This is a genomic window from Streptomyces sp. NPDC059443 (assembly GCF_042750105.1).
In the GTDB taxonomy this organism is placed as follows: domain Bacteria; phylum Actinomycetota; class Actinomycetes; order Streptomycetales; family Streptomycetaceae; genus Streptomyces.
In genome coordinates, this window is record NZ_JBHYVM010000045.1 from 1 (window position 1) to 22,718 (window position 22,718).

A 22,718-nucleotide genomic window follows, 5' to 3' on the forward strand; every position below is an offset into this window, starting at 1 on the left:
TGTTTCGGCCCAGCGGGCCCCCCTCCCCCCCTTTGTTCCCCTCCGGGGTGGGTCGGCGCCCTTCGCACGTTCAGCGGGACCGCAGGTCAGTCCGCGGCCTGGAGAAGGTCCTCCAGCTGCTCCTCACGGGCCTGGGCGGCCACGAAGAGGAGCTCGTCGCCCGGTTCGAGGGTTTCCTCGCCGTGCGGCGTCAGCACCCGGTTGCCGCGGATGATCGTGACCAGCGAGGTGTCCTCGGGCCAGGTGATCTCGCTGATCTGCTTGCCGGCGACCTGGGAGTCGGCGGGCAGGGTCAGCTCGACCAGGTTGGCGTCGCCGTGGCTGAAGCGCAGCAGCCGGACCAGGTCGCCGACGCTGACGGCTTCCTCGACCAGCGCCGACATCAGGCGCGGCGTGGAGACGGCTACGTCCACGCCCCAGGACTCGTTGAAGAGCCACTCGTTCTTCGGGTTGTTCACGCGGGCCACGACCCGGGGAACCCCGTACTCGGTCTTGGCCAGCAGCGAGACGACCAGGTTGACCTTGTCGTCACCCGTGGCGGCGATGACCACGTTGCAGCGCTGCAGCGCGGCCTCGTCCAGCGAGGTGATCTCGCAGGCGTCGGCCAGCAGCCACTCGGCCTGCGGCACCCGCTCCACCGAGATGGCGGTCGGAGCCTTGTCGACGAGGAGCACCTCGTGGCCGTTCTCCAGCAGCTCACCCGCGATGGAGCGGCCCACCGCGCCCGCTCCGGCGATCGCGACCCTCATGCGTGCGTCTCCTCAGGTCCCTCGGCGAAGGAAGCCTCCACCTTGTCGATCTCGTCCGTGCGCATCATCACGTGGACGAGGTCGCCCTCCTGGAGGACCGTCGCCGACGTCGGCAGCATGGCCTCGCCCAGTCGGGTGAGGAACGCCACTCGGACGCCGGTCTCCTCCTGCAGCTGGCTGACCTTGTGGCCGACCCAGGCGGTGGAGGTGTGCACCTCGGCGAGCTGGACACCGCCGCTCGGGTCGCGCCACAGCGGCTCCGCGCCGGACGGCAGCAGCCGCCGGAGCATCTGGTCGGCGGTCCACCGCACCGTGGCGACGGTGGGGATGCCGAGTCGCTGGTAGACCTCGGCGCGCTTGGGGTCGTAGATGCGGGCGGCGACGTTCTCGACGCCGAACATCTCCCGGGCCACGCGCGCGGCGATGATGTTGGAATTGTCACCGCTGCTGACCGCGGCGAAGGCGCCCGCCTCCTCGATGCCGGCCTCGCGCAGGGTGTCCTGGTCGAAGCCGACTCCGGTGACGCGGCGGCCGCCGAATCCGGCTCCCAGCCGGCGGAATGCGGTGGGGTCCTGGTCGATGACCGCGACCGTATGCCCCTGCTGTTCCAGGGTCTGCGCGAGAGCGGATCCCACTCTTCCGCAGCCCATAATGACGATGTGCACGGCCGTCCTTCCGGCTGTCAGCGGCTCGCTGGTTTCCAGCCTCTTTGCTGCTCTGGCTTAACAGGGTCTCAGACCATGGCCCAAGCTACACACGGGCGGTCACCAGTGTGACCATTTGCGCTGGACGATGCGTCTCTTTGCCCCGGATGTGGGGGGACTTCGTGCCGGATAGGGGTGGGGGGTTCGTCAGTCGGATTTCGAACGCTTACGATCCTCTGCGTGTCCAAACTGACCGACGTGCCCAAACGGATCCTGATCGGCAGGGCGCTACGCAGCGACCGCCTCGGAGAAACGCTCCTCCCCAAGCGGATCGCCCTTCCCGTCTTCGCCTCAGACCCGCTCTCCTCAGTGGCATATGCCCCTGGCGAGGTCCTGCTGGTTCTGTCGGTCGCGGGCGTGTCTGCGTACCACTTCAGCCCCTGGATCGCCGTCGCGGTCGTCGTGCTGATGTTCACCGTGGTCGCCTCCTACCGGCAGAACGTCCACGCCTACCCGAGCGGCGGCGGTGACTACGAGGTCGCCAACACCAACCTCGGCCCCAAGGCCGGCCTCACCGTCGCGAGCGCCCTGCTCGTCGACTACGTCCTGACCGTCGCCGTGTCGATCGCCTCCGGCGTCGAAAACCTCGGTTCCGCCGTCCCCTTCGTCGTCGAGCACAAAGTGATGTGCGCGATTGGGATGATCTTGCTGCTCACGCTGATGAATCTGCGCGGCATGAAGGAATCCGGGCGGCTCTTCGCCATTCCGACCTATGTCTTCGTCGTCGGCGTATTCATCATGATCGCGTGGGGAGCGTGGCGGGGCCTGGCCCTCGGCGAGACCATGAAGGCCCCCACGGCCGATTTCGAGATCAAGGCCGAGCACCAGGGACTGGCCGGGTTCGCGCTGGTCTTCCTGCTGCTGCGGGCCTTCTCCTCCGGCTGTGCCGCCCTGACCGGCGTCGAGGCGATCAGCAACGGCGTACCCGCCTTCCGCAAGCCCAAGAGCAAGAACGCCGCGACCACCCTGGCCCTCATGGGCGGCCTGGCCGTGACGATGTTCTGCGGCATCATCGCGCTGGCCATGGCCACCAACGTGCGGATGGCCGAGAAGCCCGCCACCGACCTGCTCCACAACGGAGCCGAGGTCGGCACGGGCTACGTCCAGAACCCGGTGATCTCCCAGGTCGCCGAGGCCGTCTTCGGCAACGGCAGCTTCATGTTCATCGTGCTCGCCGCCGCCACCGCGCTCGTGCTGTTCCTGGCCGCGAACACGGCGTACAACGGCTTCCCGCTGCTCGGCTCGATCCTCGCGCAGGACCGGTACCTGCCCCGCCAGCTGCACACCCGCGGCGACCGGCTCGCCTTCTCCAACGGCATCGTGCTGCTCGCGGGCGCCGCGGTGCTGCTGGTCTGGATCTACGGCGCCGACTCGACCAAGCTGATCCAGCTCTACATCGTCGGCGTCTTCGTCTCCTTCACCCTCAGCCAGACCGGCATGGTCCGGCACTGGAACCGCCACCTGCGCAGCGAGACGGACCCGGCGGCCCGCCGCAAGATGTTCCGCTCCCGGGCGATCAACGCCTTCGGCGCGTTCTTCACCGGCCTGGTGCTGGTCGTCGTCCTCGCGACCAAGTTCACCCACGGCGCCTGGGTCGCCCTGATGGGCATGGTGATCTTCTACGCGACGATGACCGCGATCCGGAAGCACTACGACCGGGTCTCCACCGAGATCGCCGCCGCCGAGGGACCCTCCGACGACAGCATCCGCCCTTCGCGGGTCCACTCCATCGTCCTGGTCTCCAAGGTCCACAAGCCCACCCTGCGCGCCCTGGCCTTCGCCAAGCTGACCCGCTCCGACGCCCTGGAGGCGCTCAGCATCAGCGTGGACCCGGTGGAGACCAAGGCGCTGCGCGAGGAGTGGGAGCGGCGCGGGATCAACGTCCCGCTGAAGATCCTCGACTCCCCGTACCGGGAGATCACCCGCCCGGTCGTGGAGTACGTGAAGGGCCTGCGCAGCGAGAACCCGCGCGACGCCGTCAGCGTCTACATCCCCGAGTACGTCGTCGGGCGCTGGTACGAGCACCTCCTGCACAACCAGAGCGCACTGCGGCTCAAGGGCCGGCTGCTCTTCACTCCCGGTGTGATGGTCACCTCGGTGCCCTACCAGCTGGAGTCCTCGGAGCTCGCCAAGAAGCGGGCGAAGAAGCGGGCGGAGTGGAACGCGCCGGGTGCGGTGCGCCGCGGGCCGGTCGACAGCCCGCGTCCGAAGGACCCGGCGGCGAAGTAGCGCAGAAGCCCCCTGAGGGGTGGTGAACGGCCGGACGAGATCCACGTAAACTGGTGGGTCGGTCGTCCGGCCGTTCCCTTTTGATCCACATTCCTTGGAGTCTCCCCGCCATGACGACCGAGCAGAACGAGAAGCAGTCACTGGTCGGGGAGGAGTACGAGGTCGAGGTCGGCCCCGTCGCGCACGGAGGGCATTGCATCGCCCGCACCGCCGAGGGCCGCGTCCTGTTCGTCCGGCACACCCTGCCGGGCGAGAAGGTCATCGCGCGCGTGACGGAGGGCGACGCGGACTCCCGCTTCCTGCGCGCCGACGCCATCACCGTCCTGGACCCCTCCAAGGACCGCACCCCGGCCCCGTGCCCGTACGCCGGCCCCGGCAAGTGCGGCGGCTGCGACTGGCAGCACGCCAAGCCCGGCGCCCAGCGCCGGCTCAAGGGCGAGGTCATCGCCGAACAGCTGCTGCGCCTCGCCGGGCTCACCCCGGAGCAGGCCGGCTGGGACGGCACCGTCATGCCGGCAGAGGGCGACAAGGTGCCCGCCGGGCAGGTCCCGCAGTGGCGCACCCGCGTGCAGTTCGCGATCGACGAGGACGGCCGTGCCGGCCTGCGCAAGCACCGCTCGCACGAGATCGAGCCGATCGACCACTGCATGATCGCGGCGCCCGGCGTCAGCGAGCTCGGCATCGAGCAGCAGGACTGGCCCCAGATGGAAACCGTCGAGGCCATCGCCGCCAGCGGCTCCGGCGACCGCCAGGTCGTCCTCACCCCGCGCCCCGGCGGCCGCCTGCCCCTGGTGGAACTCGACAAGCCGGTCTCGGTCCTGCGCGTCGAAGAGAAGGACGGCGGGGTCCACCGGGTCCACGGCCGCCCCTTCGTCCGCGAGCGCGCCGACGGCCGTACCTACCGCGTCGGCATGGGCGGCTTCTGGCAGGTCCACCCCCAGGCCGCCGACACCCTGATCAAGGCCGTCATGCAGGGCCTGATGCCGCGCAAGGGCGAGATGGCCCTCGACCTGTACTGCGGCGTCGGCATCTTCGCGGGCGCCCTCGCGGAGCGCCTCGGCGAAACCGGCGCGGTCCTGGGCATCGAGTCCACGAAGCGCGCGGTCGAGGACGCCCGGCACAACCTGGCCGACTTCCCCCGCGTCCGCATCGAGCAGGGCAAGGTCGAGGCGATCCTCCCCAAGACCGGCATCACGGAATGCGACCTGGTCGTCCTGGACCCGCCCCGCGCGGGCGCCGGCAAGCAGACGGTCCGCCAGGTCGCGGGCCTCACCCCGCGCCGCGTCGCCTACGTGGCCTGCGACCCGGCGGCCCTGGCCCGCGACCTCGGCTACTTCAAGGAGAACGGCTACAAGGTCCGCACCCTGCGCGCCTTCGACCTCTTCCCGATGACCCACCACGTGGAGTGCGTGGCAATCCTGGAGCCGATCGCGAAGGGCGCCTGACCTGCAGGTTTAGTGGTGTGCATGAACAAGCCCCACCGGAACGCCCCAGGCTGACGGCTACTGGTGGGGCGTTTCGGCTGCCAGGGTGTCAAAGTGGGTGGCGACCCTCTGGAGCAGTTCCATCAGTACCTCGTGCTCCTCGATCGAGAGGCACTCCATCATCCGCACCATCAGGGCTCCGGACTGCTCGGAAACCTGCTGGTGCGCTCGACGACCTTCCTCGGTCAGCGCCACGGCTCCGTCATCCGTTACGTGTGCCCAGCCGCGCTCGACGAACCGCTCGACGTGCGGCCGCATGGTCGGCTCGTCGGCGGACAGGAACGCCGCCATGCGCTCGTCGAGCGCGGTGATGTTGATCGGTCCGCGCGAGATGGTGTTCAGCACCTGCCACGCACGCCGGTTCAGGCCGTCCGTGGCGAGCAGCCGGCCGAGACCCTCCTCGATGGCTCCGTCGATGCGCTTCACCCAGTGGCCGAGCGGCCGCTGCTCGCGGACGTTGGGCAGCCGAGTCGTTTCAGTCATGGTGATCCCCCAATGCATGTCTTTTGACAACAGTTGTAAACTAGCATGCATGTCGAAGAAGGATCAACGGGAAGCGGTCGTCGCCGTCGAGCGGGCCATGGTGGCGATCCGCCGCAGCCAGACCCGCCGGTCGCTGGGGCGGCTGGCGCCGCCCGGTGGCGGTAAGCCGATCGAGCTCACGCTGTTCAACGTGCTGGACTCCATCGAGGCCCGTGGCCGGGACAGGCTGTGCGCCGTCACCGATGTCGCCGCCGCGCTCGGCGTGGACCAGCCCAGGGCGAGCCGGTTGGTGCTGCGCGCCGTCGAAGAAGGGTGGATCGCCCGCCGCACCGACCCGTCCGATGCCCGGCGTACCTTGCTAACCCTGACTGACGACGGGCGGGAACAGCTCGACCGCGCGCACAAGTTCCGGCAGGAGGTCTTCGCCCGGGTGATGGCGGACTGGCCGGACGCCGACCGGAGCGAGTTCGCCCGGCTCATCACCGTGTTCGTGGCCTCGCTCACCCAGGTGCTCCCCGGCACTGACTGAGCTCTTCGGAGTACCCGATGGTCACAGCCGCTCGTTGATGGCGGCGACGAGCACGCTCGCCTCGAACCGCACCGCGAGCTTGTCGTAGCCCCTGCTCGACCGCCAGGTGCTGCCGACGCGTCCGCTTCGGCGGTCGACCGGGCCTTCCTGCCCGCTGCTCTGCCTTCCGGGCCAGCCGTCGGCCGCCGCCCTCACCCTCCTCGTTCGTCTCCGCGGACTCGGCACCTCCTTCCGCCGTCACGGCGACTTCGATCGGGGCGGCCTGCGCATCGCCACGACGCTGCTCCAGCAGATCCTTTGGAGACCGTGGCGTCGCACCGCCGTCGATCGCCGAGAAATCTGGTGCGGTGCCGGAGCCTGCCAGCGGCGGCGCCCGAGTTGAGGGGGCGGTGGGAGTGCCGTCGCTGTGGGGCGGGCGCGGGGTGGTTCGCGTGGGCTGGGCAGGCCGGGTTCCCCCGAGCGCCCGGCCGACGTGATTAAGGGCCGATAAATTCCGGACGGCGGCGGGTGGCATAACGGTTGGCGATGGGGGAGAGTATGGCTCGCTATTGGACATGCTGGCCGGATCGTGTTGATCTTGGATCATAAATCCGATGGGCGGCCAGGATGGTGGCCCTTTGAACTTTCGGAGGACTTGCAAATGGGAACCGTTGAGAACACCGAAGAGATGTACAACCTCTTCAACAAGACGGCAAGGGCTTATGACCAGAGCGGTGTGGAGTTCTTCCGGCCCATCGGGCGTCGGCTTGTCGAGTTCTCAGGGATTTCCAATGGGGCGTCCGTTCTGGATGTCGGCGCCGGTCGCGGTGCCGCGCTGTTCCCTGCTGCCGCGGTGGTAGGCAAGAGCGGTGAGGTCGTCGGTATCGACATCTCCGAGGAGATGGTCAAGTACGCGCAGGAGGACGCGGACGAGCTCGGCCTGAAGCAGGTCAGCCTGCAGGTCATGAACGGCCAGAAGCCCGAGTTCGAGGCGGGCCGGTTCGACGCGGTGATCGGCAGCTGCAGCCTCTTCATCTGGGTCAAGGGTGCCGATGACGTGCGCCCCTACCTGGAGCTGCTGCGCGAGGGCGGGCAGTTCGCGACGGCCGCGCCGTCGTTCTTCTCCACCGCGCGCGGCAAGTGGGCGCTCTTCCCGGAGGTCGTCAACGAGCTGCTGATGCCGTACATGCTGCAGTCGCTGAGGCAGAGCGGCGCGTACGATTCCCAGTTCGCCAACGCCGGCGCGAACTGGCTCATCACCCCGGAGTCGATCGAGAAGACCCTCACCGAGGCCGGCTTCACCGACGTCGAGGTGATCGAGGAGGAGCTGCCGGTCGTCGTGAAGTCGGGCGAGCAGTGGGTCGAATTCACGTACACCACCGGAATGCGCGGAATGTGGGAGCGCATCGAGGACGATGAGCGCCGCGAAGTCATCGCCGAGGTTTCCCGGCGACTGGACACCCTTCGGGATGAGAACGGGCTCATCTCCGTTCCCGTTCCGATCGTCTACATGCGCGCCTCCGCTCCGAAGGCCGTCTGAGACCGGCCCCTCTGGGAATTCGTTCGGCATTGCAGCGGGGGAGAAGTGGCAGCAGTGGTCGAAGGTGATTGGCCCGTCACCGCGAGGGAGTCGGAACTCGCGGAGATCAAGGAGTGGGCGGCCGCCGGGGTCGGCGCACTCCTGGTGGGCGAGCAGGGGGTGGGGAAGACCACCCTCCTGAACGCCGCGCTTCGGCAGGCCGAGCGCGGCGGGGCCCGGGTGGTGCGCGGGGACGACTTGCGCGACCACCTGTACGGAGGGGCGCAGCCGCAGGCTGCGCGCCGCCGGGTCGTCGTTGCGCTCGAAGACGTGCACCTGGCCGACCCGGTGACGCTGGGGCTGGTGTGCCGGCTCGTGGACAGCGGTCAGGCGTTGCTGCTGGCCACCGCCCAGCCCGCCGCCGCCCTGTCCAACGGGTTGCGGCGCCTGCTGATCGGCAAGCGCGTACGGCGGCTCGCCGTGGACGCCTTCGACCGTTCGGGCGCCGTACGGATGCTCACGGCCCGCCTCGGCGGGCCTGTGGCCGTCGCCACCGCGGAGCGCTTGTGGGACCTCACCCGCGGCAACGCCCTGATCCTGCGCGAACTGGTGGAGCAGGCCCTCGCCGAGGGCACCCTGCGCCAGGTGCGCGGCCGGTGGCAGTGGTCCGGCCTGCCGGCCGTACCCGATAGCCGGCTGGCCGACCTGACGGACCTGCTCCTCGGCGACCTCGATCCGGACGAGCGCGAGCTGGTGAACATGCTGGCGCTCGCCGGGCCGCTGGAGGCCGGGCTGTCGGTCGTCGACGCACGGGGAGAGGCGGCGGAGTCGCTGAACCGCCGTGGCGTCCTCGTCGCCGAGCGCTCCCGGTTCCGGCTCTCGCTGCGGCTCGCGCACCCCCTCTGCGCGGTCGTGGTCGCGGCGACCCTGCCGGAGCTGACGGCGCGTCGCCTGCGGCAGGAGATCGCCGACGCGATCAGGAGCACCGGGGCCCGCCGCCCCGACGATGCCGCCCGGATCGTCAGGCTCGGGCTGGGGACAGGGCCGCTGCCCGAGCCCGTACAGGTGAGTCAGGCTGCCGTCGGTGCGCTGCGCGGCGAGGATCACCGGCTTGCGGAGCGGCTCTGCCGCGCCGCGATTGCCGCCGGGGTCACCACAGCCGACGCCGGTATGACCGTGACCCTCGGGCAGGCCCTGGCTGGCCAGTCCCGGCACATCGAGGCCGAGGCGTGCTTCGCACAGGCGCCGCACTCTGCCGCCGTACTGCGCCCGCGGGCCCTCAACATGGGCCTCGGCCTGGGACGGCTCGCCGAGGCGGAAGCCGTCGCCGCGACCGACCGCGGAACGCGGGCCATCGTACGGCTGCTCAAGGACCGGATCGGGGAGGCGCGGCAGCTGGCCGAAACGGCGGTAGGCGCGGAATCTCTGCTCGCCCTGCTCCACCACCAGGCGGGCGATGACGAGGCCGCCCTGGCGGTGCTGTCCGGGGCCCGGCCGACCCCGGCCGGCCGGGACGAGGCGGCACGCTGTGAGTACCTGTACGTCACCGGATGCATCACCGCGCACGCCAGGGGCCTGACCGCGGCCGGGGCGGTGCTGGCGGAGCTGCGCGAGCAGGCCGGCGACGGCGGCCCGCGCGTGCGTACGTACGCCCGCCTGCTGGAGGCGCGGATCCTGCGCGCCTCGGGTCGTACGGCCGAGGCGGTCGAGCTGCTGCGGCAGGCGGCCGCGTACGGCGGGACCACCGACTGGCTCAGCACGCGCTCCGTGCGCCTGGCCCGACTCGCCGGTGCGGTGGCCGAGTCGGGCGACGCGCTGGAGGCCGCCTCGCTGCTGGCGGAGGCCAGGGAGGTACAGCGGGACGAGTGCGCGTTCCCGCTGATGACGGATGCGGTGGAGCTGGAGGGCGCGCTGGTGACGGCTCACCTCGGCGACCGCGCGGCCGCGGCCGACCAGGCCTTCGAGGTCGCCGAGCGGGCACTGGCCGCCAGCCGGCCCGCCCAGGCGCTCTCCGCGCTGCATCTGGCGGCTCGGGCGGGTGCAGCGCCCCGGGCCGCGGCGGTCGCGGAAGCTGCGGCGCTCCCCGTGCGGATGGCGGACGACGTCGTGCTGCGGCACGTCCTGGCGCTCGCGGAAGGCGACGGTGAGGCCCTGGAGGGGGTCTGCCGGCGGTTCGAGGACCTGGGGCTGTTGCCGCTCGCGGCGGAGGCCGCCGCGCAGGCCGCGCGGGCCCACCAGGCGGCCGGCAACCGTCGCGGGGCCCGGGTCGCGCAGGCCGTGGGCGCGGAGCTGGTCTCCCGGTGCGGCGCGGAGCCGCCGGTGTGGGCCGTACCCGTCGACAGCCGGGACCCGGGCGCCCGTACGCAACTGACCGGCCGGGAGCGGGAGGTCGTGACCCTCGCGGTCTCCCAGCTTTCCAACCAGGAGATCGCCGATCGGCTCGTGCTGTCGGTACGCACCGTGGAGAACCATCTCTACCGCGCGTACGGGAAGCTGGGCGTCACCGCGAGGACGGAGCTCGCTCCCGTCCTGGGTGTGGGAACCGCACAGGTCAGGCGCATCGCCTGAGCGGAGAGGGACGAGAGCCGGAGGCAAGAGCCGGGAGCGGCGGCCTTGTTCCGCGGCCCTTGGCGAGTCAGGCGGGCCGGTGTACGACACCGGAGCCCGCCTGCTGCCGTACCGGAGCCGGTCAAGCGGTGGGCTTGGCCAGTTCCTGCGTGATCCGCTCGTTCCAGGCGGCGAACGTCGGGGTGCCGGTCAGCTCTCCGAAGGACACGGCCAGGCCCGCGCGGCGCCACTTGGTGACCAGCCTCATCATCTCCAGGGACCCGAGGCCCAGGTAGATGAGGTTGGCGTGGTCCTCGATCTCGGACGGGCTGACGCCGATCAGTTCAGCCAGCGCCGCGCGCAGGTCCTCGCCGGTGAGGGGGGCGGCGGCCGCGACGCTCTTCTGGCGGGCGGTGTCGGTCACGGTGCTGTCGGTCATGGTGGGGTGGTCGTCCCTTCCGGGCTGTTGGAGTGGGGCACAGGGCGTGGATCGCCCGCGGGTACGGGGCCACCGGCCGGTAGCTGGTGGCCCCGTACCCCGTGGGTCATTCGGCGGGTTCGGCGACGATCTCCAGGATCGCCACGCCGGCCTCGAAGCCGGGGCTGCCGGTGAAGAGCATCACCTTGTCGCCCGGTCCGACCTGGCGGGTGCTCCACAGGTGTTCGAGGCCGATGAAGACGTCGGCGGCGCTGATGTGGCCCACCTTGCTGGTGTGCTCCCAGATGCCGCTGTCGAGGGTGAAGCCGATCGGGTCGAGGAACTGGTCGCGCAGCGCGTCGAGCGTGGCGCTCGGGTGGCAGACCCGCTTGATGTCGGCGACGGTGATGCCGGCGTCCGTCAGGGCCTCGTCGAGGGCCTTCTGCAGGACCTCGCCCGGGTGCTCCATGGGGGGAGTGTTGCCCTTGGCCCACTCCTCCATCCAGAACTTGACGCGGGCCTCGTAGTCCAGCTCCTGGCCGATGGTCACGGCCGGCGGGAAGATCGGTTCGCTGCCGCGGTGCAGCGCTTCCATCCCGGGGGCGGAGTACGTGCCGATGGACAGCAGCTTGGCGATGCCGCCGGTGCGCGAGACGACCGCGGCCGCGGCGCCGTCACCGAAGATGGAAAGACGGGACGTGGTCCAGCGGTTGACCAGCGGAGTGGAATAGTTGTCCGCCGCGGTGAGAAGGACTGCGGACTTGCGCGGGTCACAGGCCAGCCGGTGGGCGGAAATGGCGAGGGAGGAAAGCATTCCCTGGCAGCCCTGCTTGACTTCCAGTGCCGTGATCGGCGTGTTCAGGGTGTTGGTGAGAACATAATGGGCCGGGGACCAGCCGTCGGGGCCTTGGTGATAGGCGGAGCTGTGGAACAGCGCGCCGAATTCCTCGGCCGCGATGCCCGAACGCCCAATTGCCTCCTTGGCGGCCAGTACGGCCATCTCGGGAGCGGACAGCGAATCGGATATCGCGACGGACTCCAGTCCCGAAGCCTCTCGGATGTCCGCGCCGTACCAGCCTGACTCCACGGCCTGCTCCGTCGTCACGAGGCCCGGCACAAAGGTGCCGAGGCTCGACAGGTAGACGTCGTCAAACTTCATCGCGGTTCCCTTCCGACGCCCATCAATCGGATGTGGCGTGGCCTGATGTGTGCTTTGTTACCCCCCAAGACCACCACGGCGGGCGGCCCGGCGCGTGAGTACCAGGTACTCAGATCGCGGGCGGTGGGCCGGACCTACGGAGGTGAGGGGCGCGGGTCCAGATCCGGGGGTGTCGGAGCGCACCGCATCGCGGCCCAGGCGTAGTTGGCTGAAATCCGCTGTCAGTGCCGGCGCGGAGCCGGACGAGAGCTGGGTCGCGGCCATTTCAGCGGCGATTTTGCGCCATGTCCGGAGGTGGTCGGTGGCCGTGCCGGCTGGCGAATCCGCCGTCGATTGGCATTGGCTTTATGGGTGCTTAACCACCTGGCCATCCATTTGACGAGTCATCAGCTGCCGATGTGTAGGATGGCGCGGTCTCGACGTTGCGACCCGCGGTTCTGGGTGCATCGCCCGGACGGGCCCAATCGAGAGGGCTGTTGGAGAAGTCGGTGCCCGGAATTCCAGGCCTTCCCGTCCCCAAGGGCGGGGTCGTCGAGGCCTGCGCATTCCGGTTTGTGTTACGGGGGAGAGTGTGTACGTGGCATGTGATCGACAAGGCGTGCGCGGTATTCACGCGCCGGGGCAGAGCCTGGAAGGATTTTCGTGCATGCAGGCCCCCATCGGTGATCGGTCCGCTGTGCGGATTGTAAGAGGGGGAGAGTGTGGTCGTCCGTTCTGACCTGATGGATCGTCATCTGCCGGTGGTTTCCGGTACGGGGAGGGCAGGCTGGACTGAAATGGAAGTGCCAATTCCGCGGCGGTCGGTGCGCAGCGCGCCGACCACCTGGCGCATCCTCGTGGTGGAGAACAACGACGAGGATGCCGAACCCCTGATGAAGGGGCTGCAGCGGTACGGGCATCATGTGGAACGGGTCTCCGGCGGCATTCCGGCACTCGACGCGTACGGCGGTGTGGACTTGGTCCTGCTGGACCTTGAGCTGCCCGACTTGGACGGCCTGGAGGTCTGTCGGCAGATCCGCGCTGCGGGGGACACGGCGATGATCGCCGTGACAGCCCGGGGCGCGGAACTGGACCGGGTCCTCGGCCTGCAGGCCGGTGCCGACGACTACCTCGTCAAGCCGTACGGCTTTCAAGAGTTGTTGGCGCGCATGGAGGCCGTCATGCGGCGCGTTCGGATCTCGACCGCGGACCCGTCGGTGATCGTCCGCGGCCCGCTGTGCATCGACGCGGCAGCCCGCCAGGTGACCCTGGACGGCCGCCGGGTGGACGTCACCCGCAAGGAGTTCGACCTCCTGTACCTGCTGGCGACCCAGCCCGACACCGTCGTCTCGCGCAAAATGATCATGCAGACCGTCTGGGGCGACGTCTGGTCCCGGCGCACCATCGACACGCACATCAGCAGTCTGAGGGGCAAGCTCGGCAGCAGCGACTGGATCCGCAACGTCCGCGGCGTCGGCTTCCAGCTCGGGTACGCCTGAGCCGAGTCCGCTCGAACGCCGCGGCGGCCTTCGCCGCCAAATAGCAGCTTGAAGGAGGCCCCGCAGTGGCCCCCGGGACACCGTCCCGGGGGCCACTGCGCGTTTCCGGTCTCGTACGCCGACACCAGTGATCTGCCCACGAGTTGACACTCTTCTGACGAATCTCGATAGGCGCTTGAGGAACCTGCACGGAGCCTGAAGTCGAGTTGAGTGTTTGTTCCTTGAATGGGCCCAGGCCACCCGGCAAGATCGGTGATGCCCGCCCAGCGTGCCCGACCGAGCCCTCCCCCCAGCCCGGTCGATCGGCCCAGGCGCCTTCTCTCCCCCCAGGACATCGACAGTCAGCGCACGGTTTGGAGTTCATCCATGTCTGAATCCGCTCAGGGCACCGCCTTCACCGACGAAGTCGAGCTGCGCAGAATCAACCGCGCGACGGTGGAGACGTACATGGCGGCCCTCGGCGAGGCCCGCCTGGAGCGCCATCTGCTCTTCACGGAGGACGGCGTCGGCGGCCTCTGGACCACCGACACCGGTGCCCCGATCGCCATCCGCGGCCGCGACCGGCTCGGCGAGCACGCCGTGTGGTCGCTGAAGACCTTCCCGGACTGGGAGTGGTACAACGTCCAGATCTTCGAGACCCAGGACCCCAACCGCTTTTGGGTGGAGTGCGACGGCCGCGGCAAGGTCCTCTTCGCGGACTACCCCGAGGGCCAGTACGAGAACCACTTCCTGCACTCGTTCGAGCTGGAGAACGGCCGGATCAAGCTGCAGCGCGAGTTCATGAACCCCTTCGAGCAGCTTCGCTCCCTGGGCATTCCCGTCCCGGAGATCAAGCGCGCCGGCATACCCACGTGACCGGCCGTCGCCCCGCCGCATAGGAGGATCCTGTGGACGAAGTCCTGCGTGACATCCGCATCCGCAAAGCGCTGCAGCAGCCCGAATGGCCCGACCGGGGGCAGGTCGAGCGGGTGGGGGACACGCTGGCGGCCGGGCCGGCGCTCGTACGTGCCCACGACCTCGGGGTGCTGCGCGCCGCGCTCGCCCGGGTCGTGGCAGGCGAGGCCGTGGTCGTCCAGGCCGGTGACTGCGCCGAGGACCCCGGCGAGTGCACGGCAGCGGACGCCTCCCGCAAGGCGGCGCTCCTGGACCTGCTCGCCGGAACGCTGCGCATGACCGCGCACAAGCCCGTCATCCGGGTCGGCCGCATCGCGGGCCAGTTCGCCAAGCCCCGCTCCAGCGCCACCGAGTCGGTGGCCGGCACCCCGCTGCCCACCTTCCGCGGCCACATGGTCAACGGGCCCGAACCGGACCCCGAGGCCAGGCGACCCGACCCGCTGCGCATGCTCACCTGCCACATGGCGGCGGACGAGATCACGAAGCACCTGGGCTGGCACGGGGAGGCGCCGCTGAGCGACCCCCTCGGCCCGCCGGTGTGGACCAGTCACGAGGCGCTGCTGCTCGACTACGAGATCCCCATGCTGCGCACGGACGAGGACGGCGCGCTTTTCCTCGGCTCGACGCACTGGCCGTGGATCGGCGAACGCACCCGACAGCTGGACGGCGCGCACGTGGCACTGCTAGCCGAGGTGAGCAACCCCGTGGCCTGCAAGGTGGGCCCCACGATGGACAGCGCCGAGCTGGTGGCGCTGTGCGAACGCCTCGACCCCGAGCGCACGCCCGGACGGCTGACGCTCATCGCCCGCATGGGCGCCGACGTGATCGCGGAGCGGCTGCCGCGGCTGGTCAAGGCCGTAAACGAGGCCGGACACCCGGTCATTTGGCTGACCGACCCCATGCACGGCAACACCGTCACGGCACCGGATGGCAACAAGACCCGCCACGTCGAGACGGTCTCGCGCGAGGTCCGGCGCTTCCAGGAGGCCGTCACCGGCGCCGGGGGCGTCTGCGGCGGGCTGCACCTGGAGACCACGCCCAACGACGTCACCGAGTGCGTCTCCTGCCAGGCGGATCTCGACCGCGTTGGCGACAAGTACACGACGTTCTGCGATCCGCGGCTCAATCCGCAGCAGGCCGTCGCCGTCGTGTCCACCTGGAACGTTTGATCCCGGACGCGTCGTACCCCGCTCTCTTTCGAGTCAGGCATTGGAAGGCTGGAAGGCAGAAATGGCCGGAATTCCCCCCATCGAGCCCTATGTGTTGCCGAGCGCGGGCGGCCTGCCCGCCAACACCGCCCAGTGGACCCCTGATCCCGACCGTGCCGTGCTGCTCGTCCACGACATGCAGCGCTTCTTCCTGGCACCCTTCCCGGACAGCATCCGCAACCCGCTGGTGAGCAACGCGGCGGCGCTGCGCGACCGCGCTGCCGCCCTCGGCGTCCCCGTGGCGTACACCGCCCAGCCCGGCAACATGACCGAGGAGGAGCGCGGCCTGCTGGCCGACTTCTGGGGCCCCGGCATGCGCAGGGACCTCGCGGACCGTGCCGTCGACGACGCCCTGGCCCCCCGGGAGGGCGACTGGGAGCTGACGAAGTGGCGCTACAGCGCCTTCCACAACTCGCCCCTCCTGGAGCGGATGCGGGAGGCCGGCCGCGACCAGCTGATCGTCTGCGGTGTGTACGCCCACATCGGCGTCCTGATGACGGCGGTCGAGGCGTTCACCCACGACATCCAACCCTTCCTCGTCGCCGACGCCGTCGCCGACTTCGACGAGAGCCACCACCGCATGGCACTCGAATACGCCGCCGGCCGCTGCGCGATGGTGGTCACGGCCAAGGAGGTCTTCGCATGACCGGGGCGACCGGCGACCTGCTCGACCACGTACTGACCGGCCGCGCCGGGGCCTTCGCCCTGCTGTACCGGCCGGAGGCCGGCGGGGCCGGTGCCCTCGACGTCCTGGTCGGCGACGTCACGACACCCGCGACGCTCGCGGACATACCGCTGCCGGACGCCCCGGACGCCTCGGCCCGGCCGGCGGGCGCGCACCACGAGGTCCTCGCGGTCGTGCCGTACCGGCAGATCACCGAGCGCGGCTTCGTGGCGACCGACGACGGCTCGCCCCTGGTCGCGCTGAGCGTGACCGGACAGGAGCGGATCCCCTTGGCGCAGGCGCTGAGCCGGATCCCGCAGGTGCCGACCGAGCTGGCCGACGCCCACTTCGATGTGGACGACGAGGCCTACGAGGAGATCGTCCGCAAGGTCGTCGACGACGTGATCGGCGCGGGCGAGGGGGCCAACTTCGTCATCAAGCGCTCCTTCGTCGCCACCATCACCGACTACCGGCCGCACAGCGCCCTGTCGTTCTTCTCCCGGCTCGTGCAGCGCGAGGTCGGCGCGTACTGGACGTTCCTGATCCACACCGGGGAGCGCACCCTCGTCGGCGCCTCGCCCGAGCGGCACGTCAGCTTCGACGCCGGCACCGCCGTGATGAACCCGATCAGCGGCACCTACCGCTACCCGCCGACCGGCCCCACCCTCCCGGAGGTCATGGACTTCCTCGCCGACCGCAAGGAGGCCGACGAGCTGTACATGGTCGTCGACGAGGAACTCAAGATGATGGCCCGGATCTGCGAGGAGGGCGGCCGGGTCAAGGGGCCCTACCTCAAGGAGATGGCCCGCCTCGCGCACACCGAGTACTTCATCGAGGGACGCACCGCCCACGACGTACGCGACATCCTGCGCGAGACCATGTTCGCGCCCACCGTGACCGGCTCCCCGCTGGAGAGCGCCTGCCGCGTCATCGACGCGTACGAGCCCAAGGGCCGCGGCTACTACAGCGGCATCGCGGCCCTGGTGGGGCGCGACGCGCACGGCGACCGGGCGATGGACTCCGCGATCCTGATCCGCACCGCGGACATCGATGCCTCCGGCCGGGTCGAGATCGGCGTCGGCGCCACACTGGTGCGCCACTCCGACCCCGCCTGCGAGGCCGCCGAGACTCGGGCCAAGGCGTCCGGACTGGTGAGCGCGCTGGAGGCGGGAGGGACCAGCGGCTTCGCCGACCACCCCGAGGTCAGGGCGGCCCTGGAGCGGCGCAACGACTCCATCGCCGGGTTCTGGCTGTGCGGAGCCGAGGACCGGCCGCAGGCGCACGCCGGGCTCGCCGGCCGCCGCGTCCTGGTCGTCGACGCGGAGGACACCTTCACGTCCATGATCGCCGGCCAGCTCCGGGCCCTGGGCCTGGAGGTCACCGTGCGCCGGTTCGACGAAGAGTACGACTTCGACGACCACGACCTCGTCGTGATGGGCCCGGGTCCCGGCAACCCCGGCGACACGGCCCACCCCCGGATCGCGCACCTCCACACCGCCGTACGCACCCTGCTCCGGGACCGCCGGCCCTTCGTCGCCGTATGCCTGAGCCACCAGGTGCTCAGCCTGGCGCTCGGCCTTGAGGTGTCCCGGCTGCCCGCCCCCAACCAGGGGCTGCAGAGGGAGATCGACTACTTCGGCGCGGTCGAACGGGTCGGCTTCTACAACGCGTTCGCCGCCGTGAGCGACGAGGACAAGCACGAGGTGGAGGGCGTCGGCGTGGTCGAGGTCAGCCGGGACCCGGCGACGGGGGAGGTGTACGGGCTGCGCGGTCCGCACTTCATGACCATGCAGTTCCACGCCGAGTCCGTGCTCACCCAGAACGGCCCGCGCATCCTGGCCGGCGCCCTTCGGGACGTGTTCACCATATGACGAAAGAACAGCGGGAGATCTCGATGCACCCCTACGTGGTTGTCGACGCCTTCGCGACCGAGGTGCTCAAGGGCAATCCGGTCGCCGTCTACTTTCACGCGGACGACCTGGACGGCCCTCAGATGCAGGCCATCGCCCGGGAGATGAACCTCTCCGAGACCACCTTCGTCCTCGCGCCCCAGGAGGGCGGGGACGCGCGGATCCGGATCTTCACCCCGGTCAATGAACTGCCCTTCGCCGGGCACCCGCTGCTCGGCACCGCCATCGCGATCGGCAACCGCGGCCCGCTGGACCAGCTCAAGCTGGAGACGGCCATGGGGGTCATCCCCTTCGAGCTGGTCCGTACGGACGGAGTCGTCACCGCCGCCTGGATGCAGCAGCCCGTACCGGAGTGGGAGCCCTTCGACCGGCGCGAGGAACTGCTGGCCGCGCTGGGGGTCCAGGACTCGGCCCTGCCGGTGGAGATCTACCGCAACGGGCCCCGCCACGTCCTGATCGGCCTGAACAGCGTGGCGGAGCTGTCCGCGCTGCGCCCCGACCACCGGGCGCTCGGCGCGTTCGAGGACATGGCAGCCAACTGCTTCGCCGGTTCCGGCACGCAGTGGCGCAGCCGCATGTTCTCGCCCGCGTACGGGGTCGTCGAGGACGCGGCCACCGGTTCGGCGGCCGGCCCCATCGCGATCCACCTGGCCCGGCACGGCCTGATCGAGTACGGGCAGCGCATCGTCATCACGCAGGGCGTCGAGATGGGCCGGCCCTCGCCCATGCACGCACTCGCCGAGGGCAGCGGTGAGCAGGTTACCCGGGTCGAGGTCGGCGGCGACGGCGTCATCGCGCTCGAAGGGGCGCTGCGCCTGTGACGCGTCCGCAGGCAGTCCATCCCCCCGTAGACCCGGCACTCCGGAGAGACGCATGAGCAGCACCAGGTCGGAAAGCATGACGGGGACCGTCAAGGTCTCCTTCCCCGAGTACCGGCAGCCGCCCGCCGAGCCGGTGCAGCTGCTGCGCGCGTGGCTCGCCGACGCGGCGCGCAACGAGGTCCGCGAGCCGCGGGCGCTGGCGCTGGCCACCGCCGACGGGGCCGGCCGGCCCTCGACCCGGATCGTGGTGATCAACCAGGTGACCGACACCGGGTTCGTGTTCATCACCCACGAGGGCAGCCGCAAGGGGCGCGAACTGGCGGCCAACCCGTGGGCGTCCGGCCTGCTGTACTGGCGCGAGACCAGCCAGCAGATCGTCGTCGACGGGCCCGTGGTCAAGCTGTCCGACGCGGCGGCCGAGGCCATGTGGCACGCCCGCCCCGTGTTCACCCACGCCATGACGACCGCCTCCCGGCAGAGCGAACCGGCGGACGGCCTCGACGAGATCGAGGCGCTGCGCAAGCGGGTCCTGGAGCTGGGGGAGGGCGGCCGGCCGCTGCCCCGCCCGGAGGGCTTCGCCGGCTACGAACTGCGCTTCGACAGCGTGGAGTTCTGGGCCAACGGCACCGACCGGCTGCACGAGCGGCTGCGGTACGACCGCGACGGCGAGGGCTGGCGGGTCGGCCGCCTCCAGCCCTGACCGGTCCGTCCGTTGAACCCGTCGCCCGGCGCCCGTCGACCCCCGCAGAACCCCGTCGAACCCATCGAAGCGGAACGCGAGTACACCATGCAGTCAGCCGCCCCCCTCCTCCACTCCGGATTCCAGGCCTCGGCCCGGCGCGTCCCGGAGAACCCCGCGCTGTCCCTGCGCGGGACGACCTGGACCTACCGGGAACTGGACGGCATCGCCCGCCTTTGGGCCGCGGCGCTCGCGCAGCAGGCGACGCGGCCGAAGCGCGTGGCCATCCTCGGCCACCGCAGCATCGTCACCTACGCGGGATTCCTGGCCGCCCTGTACGCGGGGGCGACCGTGGTGCCGCTGAACAAGAAGTACCCCGTCGCACGCAACCGCGACATCCTTGAGCGCGCCGAGGTCGACGTCGTGCTGGCCGACGCGGGCTCCCTGGCCCAGCTCGGCCCGCTCCTCGACGGCCTGGCCGACGCCCCGCGGGTGGTGCTGCCGGAGACCGACGAGGCCCCGGGCAACCTCCCCGCGGCGGTACGGGTCCTCACCCGCGGCGACGTCGAGGCCTGCGCCCCGTCGGTCGAGTCCGTGCCGGTCGCGCCCACGGACGGCGCGTACTTGCTCTTCACGTCCGGCACCACGGGCCGGCCCAAGGGCGTGCCGATCTCGCACGCCAACGCGGCCGCGTTCCTGTCCGCCAACACCGAGCGATACGGCTTCTCGGAGGGCGACCGGTTCACCAACACCTTCGACCAGACCTTCGACCTGTCGGTCTTCGACCTGTTCATGGCCTGGGGGAGCGGCGGCTGCCTGGTCCCGATGGACACCTACGACCTGATGACGCCGCTGGACTTCGTCCGTGTCAACGACATCACCGTCTGGTTCTCGGTCCCGTCGGTGGCGGTGCTCCAACACCGCCGCGGCGCGCTGGAGCCGGACAGCCTGCCGTCGCTGCGCTGGAGCCTGTTCTGCGGCGAGGCGCTGCCCGCAGCCACCGCCCAGGCCTGGCAGGACGCCGCGTCCGGGTCCGTGGTGGAGAACCTGTACGGGCCGACCGAGGCGACCATCGCCTGCCTGGTGCACCGCTGGGACCCGAAGACCTCGCCGGCCGGAGTCGTCAACGGCGTCGTCTCGATCGGCTCCCCCTACCCGGGCATGGCCGCCGCCGTGCTCGCGGAGGACGGCAGCCCGGTGCCCAACGGCGAGACCGGCGAGCTCTGCCTCTCCGGGCACCAGGTCTTCGAGGGCTACCTGAACGCGCCCGAGCAGACCGGGGGCGCCTTCCACATCACCCCGTCTGCGTACGGCCCCGACCACCGCTGGTACCGCACCGGGGACCTGGTACGCCGCCTGGACAGCGGCGAGTACGGCTACGTGGGCCGACTGGACACCCAGGTCAAGATCCTTGGTCACCGGATCGAGATGGGCGAGGTGGAGGCGCATCTGCTGCGGCAGGAGCGCATCGACCAGGCCGTCGTCGTCGCCGTTCCGGGCGACGAGGAAGGCGTGACCGTGCTCGCCGGCATCCTGGCGGGCGACGACCTCGACGTCTACGACGTGGACGAGGAACTGCGCCGGACGCTGCCCCCGTACATGATCCCGCTGACCTACCACCTGCTGGACGCCTTCCCGTTGAACGACAACGGCAAGGTCGACCGCAAGGTGCTGCGCCTGCGGGTCGTCTCCGGGGAACTGGAACCGGTCCTCCTGTGAGCGGGTCGGAACAGAAAGGAACGCCACAGATGAACGACGCTGCCGCGGTCGCCGCACTGCGCGCCCGCGTACGCGGGGAGGTGCTGCTGCCGGGCGACGACGGGTTCGCCGCCCGGTGCGCGGGCTTCCAGACCGCCTACCGGCACCGGCCCTTCGTGCTGGTCCGCGCGTCCCACCCCGAGGACGTGGTGGCCGCCGTGCAGTACGCCGCAGACCAGGGCCTGCCGGTGGCGGTCCAGGCGACCGGGCACGGCCTCTCGGTCGCCACTGACGGGGGCGTGCTCATCAGCACCGCCGGCCTGTCGCAGGTCACGGTCGACGCCCCGGCCCGCACGGCGCGGATCGGAGCGGGCGCGCGGTTCGCCGCCGTCGTCGACGCGGCGGCCCGCTACGGCTTGGCCCCGCTCAACGGCTCCGCGCCCGGAGTCGGCGCGGTCGGGTACGTCCTGGGCGGCGGACTCGGGCTGCTGGCACGGGAGTTCGGGTACGCGGCCGACCGGGTGCGGTCGATCGACATCGTCACCGCCGATGCCCGGTCGCGGCGGGTCACGGCGGACAGCGACCCCGAGCTGTTCTGGGCGCTGCGCGGGGCGGGCGCGAACTTCGGCGTGGTCACCGGAATGGAGATCGACCTGGTCCCGGTCAGCCGGCTGTACGGCGGGGAGCTGGTCTTCGACCTCGCCCGCACCCCGGGCCTGCTCGCCGACTACCTGCGCTGGACCGAGGGCCTCCCGGAGGAGCTGACCTCCTCGGTGTCGCTGCTCAACTATCCCGACCTGCCCTTCTTCCCCGCCGTCCTGCGCGGCCGGTTCGTGGCCCACGTGCGCATCGCGTACACCGGGGACTCCCGCACGGGCGCTCAGCTGGTCGCCCCGCTGCGCGCGCTCGGGGCCCGGCTGTCCGACACCGTCGCGGAGATGCCGTACACCGAGTGCGGTGCGATCTACAACGACCCGCCGCAGCCGCACGCCTACCAGGGCGACAACGTCCTGCTCCGCGCCTTCGGCCCGGAACAGGCCGCCGAGGTGACCGAGTTGGTGGGGCCGGGCGGGGACGTCCCGTGCGTGCTCGACGTCCGCCATCTGGGCGGGGCGCTCGGCCGGCCGGCCGCGGTGCCCAACGCGGTGGGACACCGCTCGGCCCGCTACCTCCTGCGCGTCCTGATGCCCCTGATGGGTGCGTCGCCGGACGAGGCGCGCAGCGCCGGGGAGAAGGTGCTGGGGACGCTGGTCGCCGAGTCCGTCGGTGGCCGGTTCCAGAGCCTGGTGTACGGAGGGTGCGCGGAGGGTGCTCCGACCGCGCCGGCCACGGATTTCTGGGAGCCGGCCGACCACCGCCGGCTGGCCGGGCTGAAGGCCGAAATCGACCCGGCCAACATGTTCCGCTGCAATCGCAATATCGAGCCGGCGAGCTGATAGAGCGGCCACCGAAGAAAAGTGTTCCGAGTTGCGGGGGGGGCGGCCGGGGGCGCGCGGGCCCGCGCGCGGGGGGCTGAGGTTTGGGGGGGGGGGGACGGCGGGGTCGCGGGAGCGCGGACCGGCCGCG

At 70.6% G+C, this 22,718-nt stretch carries 21 protein-coding genes; 15 read left to right on the forward strand and 6 right to left on the reverse strand.

All coding sequences use genetic code 11. The features are described 5' to 3' along the window. Positions 1–86: 86 nt before the first annotated feature. Both ACFXDJ_RS32165 and ACFXDJ_RS32170 read right to left on the reverse strand, forming a co-directional pair. Positions 87–749 carry a TrkA family potassium uptake protein gene (locus ACFXDJ_RS32165; protein ID WP_214953432.1) on the reverse strand — a complete coding sequence of 221 codons (663 nt, stop codon included), beginning with the start codon at positions 747–749 and terminating at the stop codon, positions 87–89. Beyond that, entirely contained in the window at positions 746–1,414 is a 669-nt protein-coding gene (locus ACFXDJ_RS32170) for a potassium channel family protein (RefSeq protein ID WP_384659532.1), read from the reverse strand. The genes ACFXDJ_RS32165 and ACFXDJ_RS32170 overlap by 4 nt, the downstream gene beginning before the upstream one ends. A 219-nt stretch (positions 1,415–1,633) precedes the next feature. Between ACFXDJ_RS32170 and ACFXDJ_RS32175 the strand changes: the two genes are divergently transcribed. Then, positions 1,634–3,682 (forward strand): APC family permease, encoded by a 2,049-nt coding sequence (locus ACFXDJ_RS32175; RefSeq protein ID WP_384659535.1) that lies wholly within the window; start codon positions 1,634–1,636, stop codon positions 3,680–3,682. 110 nt (positions 3,683–3,792) lie between these two features. Next, entirely contained in the window at positions 3,793–5,127 is a 1,335-nt protein-coding gene (locus ACFXDJ_RS32180) for a class I SAM-dependent RNA methyltransferase (protein WP_384659537.1), read from the forward strand. 57 nt (positions 5,128–5,184) lie between these two features. Here the strand turns inward: ACFXDJ_RS32180 and ACFXDJ_RS32185 are convergent, their stop codons facing one another. Continuing rightward, positions 5,185–5,649 carry a MarR family winged helix-turn-helix transcriptional regulator gene (locus ACFXDJ_RS32185; RefSeq protein ID WP_384659540.1) on the reverse strand — a complete coding sequence of 155 codons (465 nt, stop codon included), beginning with the start codon at positions 5,647–5,649 and terminating at the stop codon, positions 5,185–5,187. Positions 5,650–5,698: 49 nt separating this feature from the next. Between ACFXDJ_RS32185 and ACFXDJ_RS32190 the strand changes: the two genes are divergently transcribed. Beyond that, entirely contained in the window at positions 5,699–6,178 is a 480-nt protein-coding gene (locus tag ACFXDJ_RS32190) for a MarR family winged helix-turn-helix transcriptional regulator (RefSeq protein WP_384659542.1), read from the forward strand. 21 nt (positions 6,179–6,199) lie between these two features. On the opposite strand, the gene ACFXDJ_RS32195 is transcribed toward ACFXDJ_RS32190, so the two are convergent. After that, a complete protein-coding gene (locus tag ACFXDJ_RS32195; protein ID WP_384659559.1) occupies positions 6,200–6,373 on the reverse strand; it encodes a hypothetical protein in 174 nt (57 codons plus the stop codon). Here ACFXDJ_RS32195 and ACFXDJ_RS32200 point away from each other — a divergent pair. The 3 genes from ACFXDJ_RS32200 to ACFXDJ_RS32210 all read left to right on the forward strand — a co-directional run bounded on the left by ACFXDJ_RS32200 (position 6,333) and on the right by ACFXDJ_RS32210 (position 10,244). After that, entirely contained in the window at positions 6,333–6,560 is a 228-nt protein-coding gene (locus tag ACFXDJ_RS32200) for a DUF2399 domain-containing protein (RefSeq protein WP_384659556.1), read from the forward strand. The two genes, ACFXDJ_RS32195 and ACFXDJ_RS32200, sit on opposite strands and share 41 nt — an antisense overlap. Before the next feature lie 285 nt (positions 6,561–6,845). Beyond that, positions 6,846–7,697 carry a class I SAM-dependent methyltransferase gene (locus tag ACFXDJ_RS32205; protein ID WP_384659545.1) on the forward strand — a complete coding sequence of 284 codons (852 nt, stop codon included), beginning with the start codon at positions 6,846–6,848 and terminating at the stop codon, positions 7,695–7,697. A 54-nt stretch (positions 7,698–7,751) separates the two neighbouring features. Next, the gene (locus tag ACFXDJ_RS32210; protein WP_384659546.1) at positions 7,752–10,244 is read left to right on the forward strand and encodes a LuxR C-terminal-related transcriptional regulator; all 2,493 of its coding nucleotides are present in this window, start codon (positions 7,752–7,754) and stop codon (positions 10,242–10,244) included. 121 nt (positions 10,245–10,365) lie between these two features. Here ACFXDJ_RS32210 and ACFXDJ_RS32215 read toward each other — a convergent pair whose 3' ends face one another. After that, positions 10,366–10,662 carry a phosphopantetheine-binding protein gene (locus ACFXDJ_RS32215; RefSeq protein ID WP_384659548.1) on the reverse strand — a complete coding sequence of 99 codons (297 nt, stop codon included), beginning with the start codon at positions 10,660–10,662 and terminating at the stop codon, positions 10,366–10,368. 106 nt (positions 10,663–10,768) lie between these two features. Next, entirely contained in the window at positions 10,769–11,800 is a 1,032-nt protein-coding gene (locus ACFXDJ_RS32220) for a ketoacyl-ACP synthase III family protein (RefSeq protein WP_384659551.1), read from the reverse strand. 776 nt (positions 11,801–12,576) lie between these two features. On the opposite strand from ACFXDJ_RS32220, the gene ACFXDJ_RS32225 reads away from it, so the two are divergent. The 9 genes from ACFXDJ_RS32225 (at position 12,577) to ACFXDJ_RS32265 (ending at position 22,588) form a co-directional block, all read left to right on the forward strand. Further along, complete coding sequence (locus tag ACFXDJ_RS32225; protein WP_384659554.1) at positions 12,577–13,278, forward strand: response regulator transcription factor; 702 nt, start codon at positions 12,577–12,579, stop codon at positions 13,276–13,278. 366 nt (positions 13,279–13,644) lie between these two features. Beyond that, positions 13,645–14,133: a PhzA/PhzB family protein gene (locus ACFXDJ_RS32230; RefSeq protein ID WP_384659588.1), complete on the forward strand. Its 489-nt coding sequence runs from the start codon at positions 13,645–13,647 to the stop codon at positions 14,131–14,133. A 32-nt stretch (positions 14,134–14,165) separates the two neighbouring features. Next, entirely contained in the window at positions 14,166–15,341 is a 1,176-nt protein-coding gene (locus tag ACFXDJ_RS32235) for a 3-deoxy-7-phosphoheptulonate synthase (RefSeq protein ID WP_384659586.1), read from the forward strand. A 61-nt stretch (positions 15,342–15,402) separates the two neighbouring features. Next, the gene (locus tag ACFXDJ_RS32240) at positions 15,403–16,026 is read left to right on the forward strand and encodes an isochorismatase family protein (RefSeq protein ID WP_384659583.1); all 624 of its coding nucleotides are present in this window, start codon (positions 15,403–15,405) and stop codon (positions 16,024–16,026) included. Then, positions 16,023–17,915, forward strand: a complete 1,893-nt coding sequence (locus ACFXDJ_RS32245) for an anthranilate synthase family protein (protein ID WP_384659580.1) — start codon at positions 16,023–16,025, stop codon at positions 17,913–17,915. The genes ACFXDJ_RS32240 and ACFXDJ_RS32245 overlap by 4 nt, the downstream gene beginning before the upstream one ends. Further along, positions 17,912–18,775, forward strand: a complete 864-nt coding sequence (locus tag ACFXDJ_RS32250; protein ID WP_384659577.1) for a PhzF family phenazine biosynthesis protein — start codon at positions 17,912–17,914, stop codon at positions 18,773–18,775. The genes ACFXDJ_RS32245 and ACFXDJ_RS32250 overlap by 4 nt, the downstream gene beginning before the upstream one ends. Before the next feature lie 52 nt (positions 18,776–18,827). Continuing rightward, positions 18,828–19,475 (forward strand): phenazine biosynthesis FMN-dependent oxidase PhzG, encoded by a 648-nt coding sequence (phzG, locus tag ACFXDJ_RS32255; protein WP_384851081.1) that lies wholly within the window; start codon positions 18,828–18,830, stop codon positions 19,473–19,475. 87 nt (positions 19,476–19,562) lie between these two features. Next, on the forward strand, positions 19,563–21,173 hold the full coding sequence (locus ACFXDJ_RS32260) for an amino acid adenylation domain-containing protein (RefSeq protein WP_384851083.1): 1,611 nt from the start codon (positions 19,563–19,565) through the stop codon (positions 21,171–21,173). Between the two features lie 29 nt (positions 21,174–21,202). Further along, complete coding sequence (locus ACFXDJ_RS32265; protein WP_384659570.1) at positions 21,203–22,588, forward strand: FAD-binding oxidoreductase; 1,386 nt, start codon at positions 21,203–21,205, stop codon at positions 22,586–22,588. The last annotated feature ends 130 nt before the right edge of the window (positions 22,589–22,718 follow it).

What these genes read in the sequence shown, in the direction of transcription:
- ACFXDJ_RS32230 (WP_384659588.1), top strand. Translation starts at nt 13,645, where the DNA reads ATGTCTGAATCCGCTCAGGGCACCGCCTTCACCGACGAAGTCGAGCTG.
- ACFXDJ_RS32215 (WP_384659548.1), bottom strand. Translation starts at nt 10,662, where the DNA reads ATGACCGACAGCACCGTGACCGACACCGCCCGCCAGAAGAGCGTCGCG.
- ACFXDJ_RS32220 (WP_384659551.1), bottom strand. Translation starts at nt 11,800, where the DNA reads ATGAAGTTTGACGACGTCTACCTGTCGAGCCTCGGCACCTTTGTGCCG.
- ACFXDJ_RS32185 (WP_384659540.1), bottom strand. Translation starts at nt 5,649, where the DNA reads ATGACTGAAACGACTCGGCTGCCCAACGTCCGCGAGCAGCGGCCGCTC.
- ACFXDJ_RS32245 (WP_384659580.1), top strand. Translation starts at nt 16,023, where the DNA reads ATGACCGGGGCGACCGGCGACCTGCTCGACCACGTACTGACCGGCCGC.
- ACFXDJ_RS32190 (WP_384659542.1), top strand. Translation starts at nt 5,699, where the DNA reads ATGTCGAAGAAGGATCAACGGGAAGCGGTCGTCGCCGTCGAGCGGGCC.
- ACFXDJ_RS32205 (WP_384659545.1), top strand. Translation starts at nt 6,846, where the DNA reads ATGTACAACCTCTTCAACAAGACGGCAAGGGCTTATGACCAGAGCGGT.
- ACFXDJ_RS32250 (WP_384659577.1), top strand. Translation starts at nt 17,912, where the DNA reads ATGACGAAAGAACAGCGGGAGATCTCGATGCACCCCTACGTGGTTGTC.
- ACFXDJ_RS32165 (WP_214953432.1), bottom strand. Translation starts at nt 749, where the DNA reads ATGAGGGTCGCGATCGCCGGAGCGGGCGCGGTGGGCCGCTCCATCGCG.
- ACFXDJ_RS32240 (WP_384659583.1), top strand. Translation starts at nt 15,403, where the DNA reads ATGGCCGGAATTCCCCCCATCGAGCCCTATGTGTTGCCGAGCGCGGGC.
- phzG (WP_384851081.1), top strand. Translation starts at nt 18,828, where the DNA reads ATGAGCAGCACCAGGTCGGAAAGCATGACGGGGACCGTCAAGGTCTCC.
- ACFXDJ_RS32180 (WP_384659537.1), top strand. Translation starts at nt 3,793, where the DNA reads ATGACGACCGAGCAGAACGAGAAGCAGTCACTGGTCGGGGAGGAGTAC.
- ACFXDJ_RS32265 (WP_384659570.1), top strand. Translation starts at nt 21,203, where the DNA reads ATGAACGACGCTGCCGCGGTCGCCGCACTGCGCGCCCGCGTACGCGGG.
- ACFXDJ_RS32260 (WP_384851083.1), top strand. Translation starts at nt 19,563, where the DNA reads ATGCAGTCAGCCGCCCCCCTCCTCCACTCCGGATTCCAGGCCTCGGCC.
- ACFXDJ_RS32225 (WP_384659554.1), top strand. Translation starts at nt 12,577, where the DNA reads ATGGAAGTGCCAATTCCGCGGCGGTCGGTGCGCAGCGCGCCGACCACC.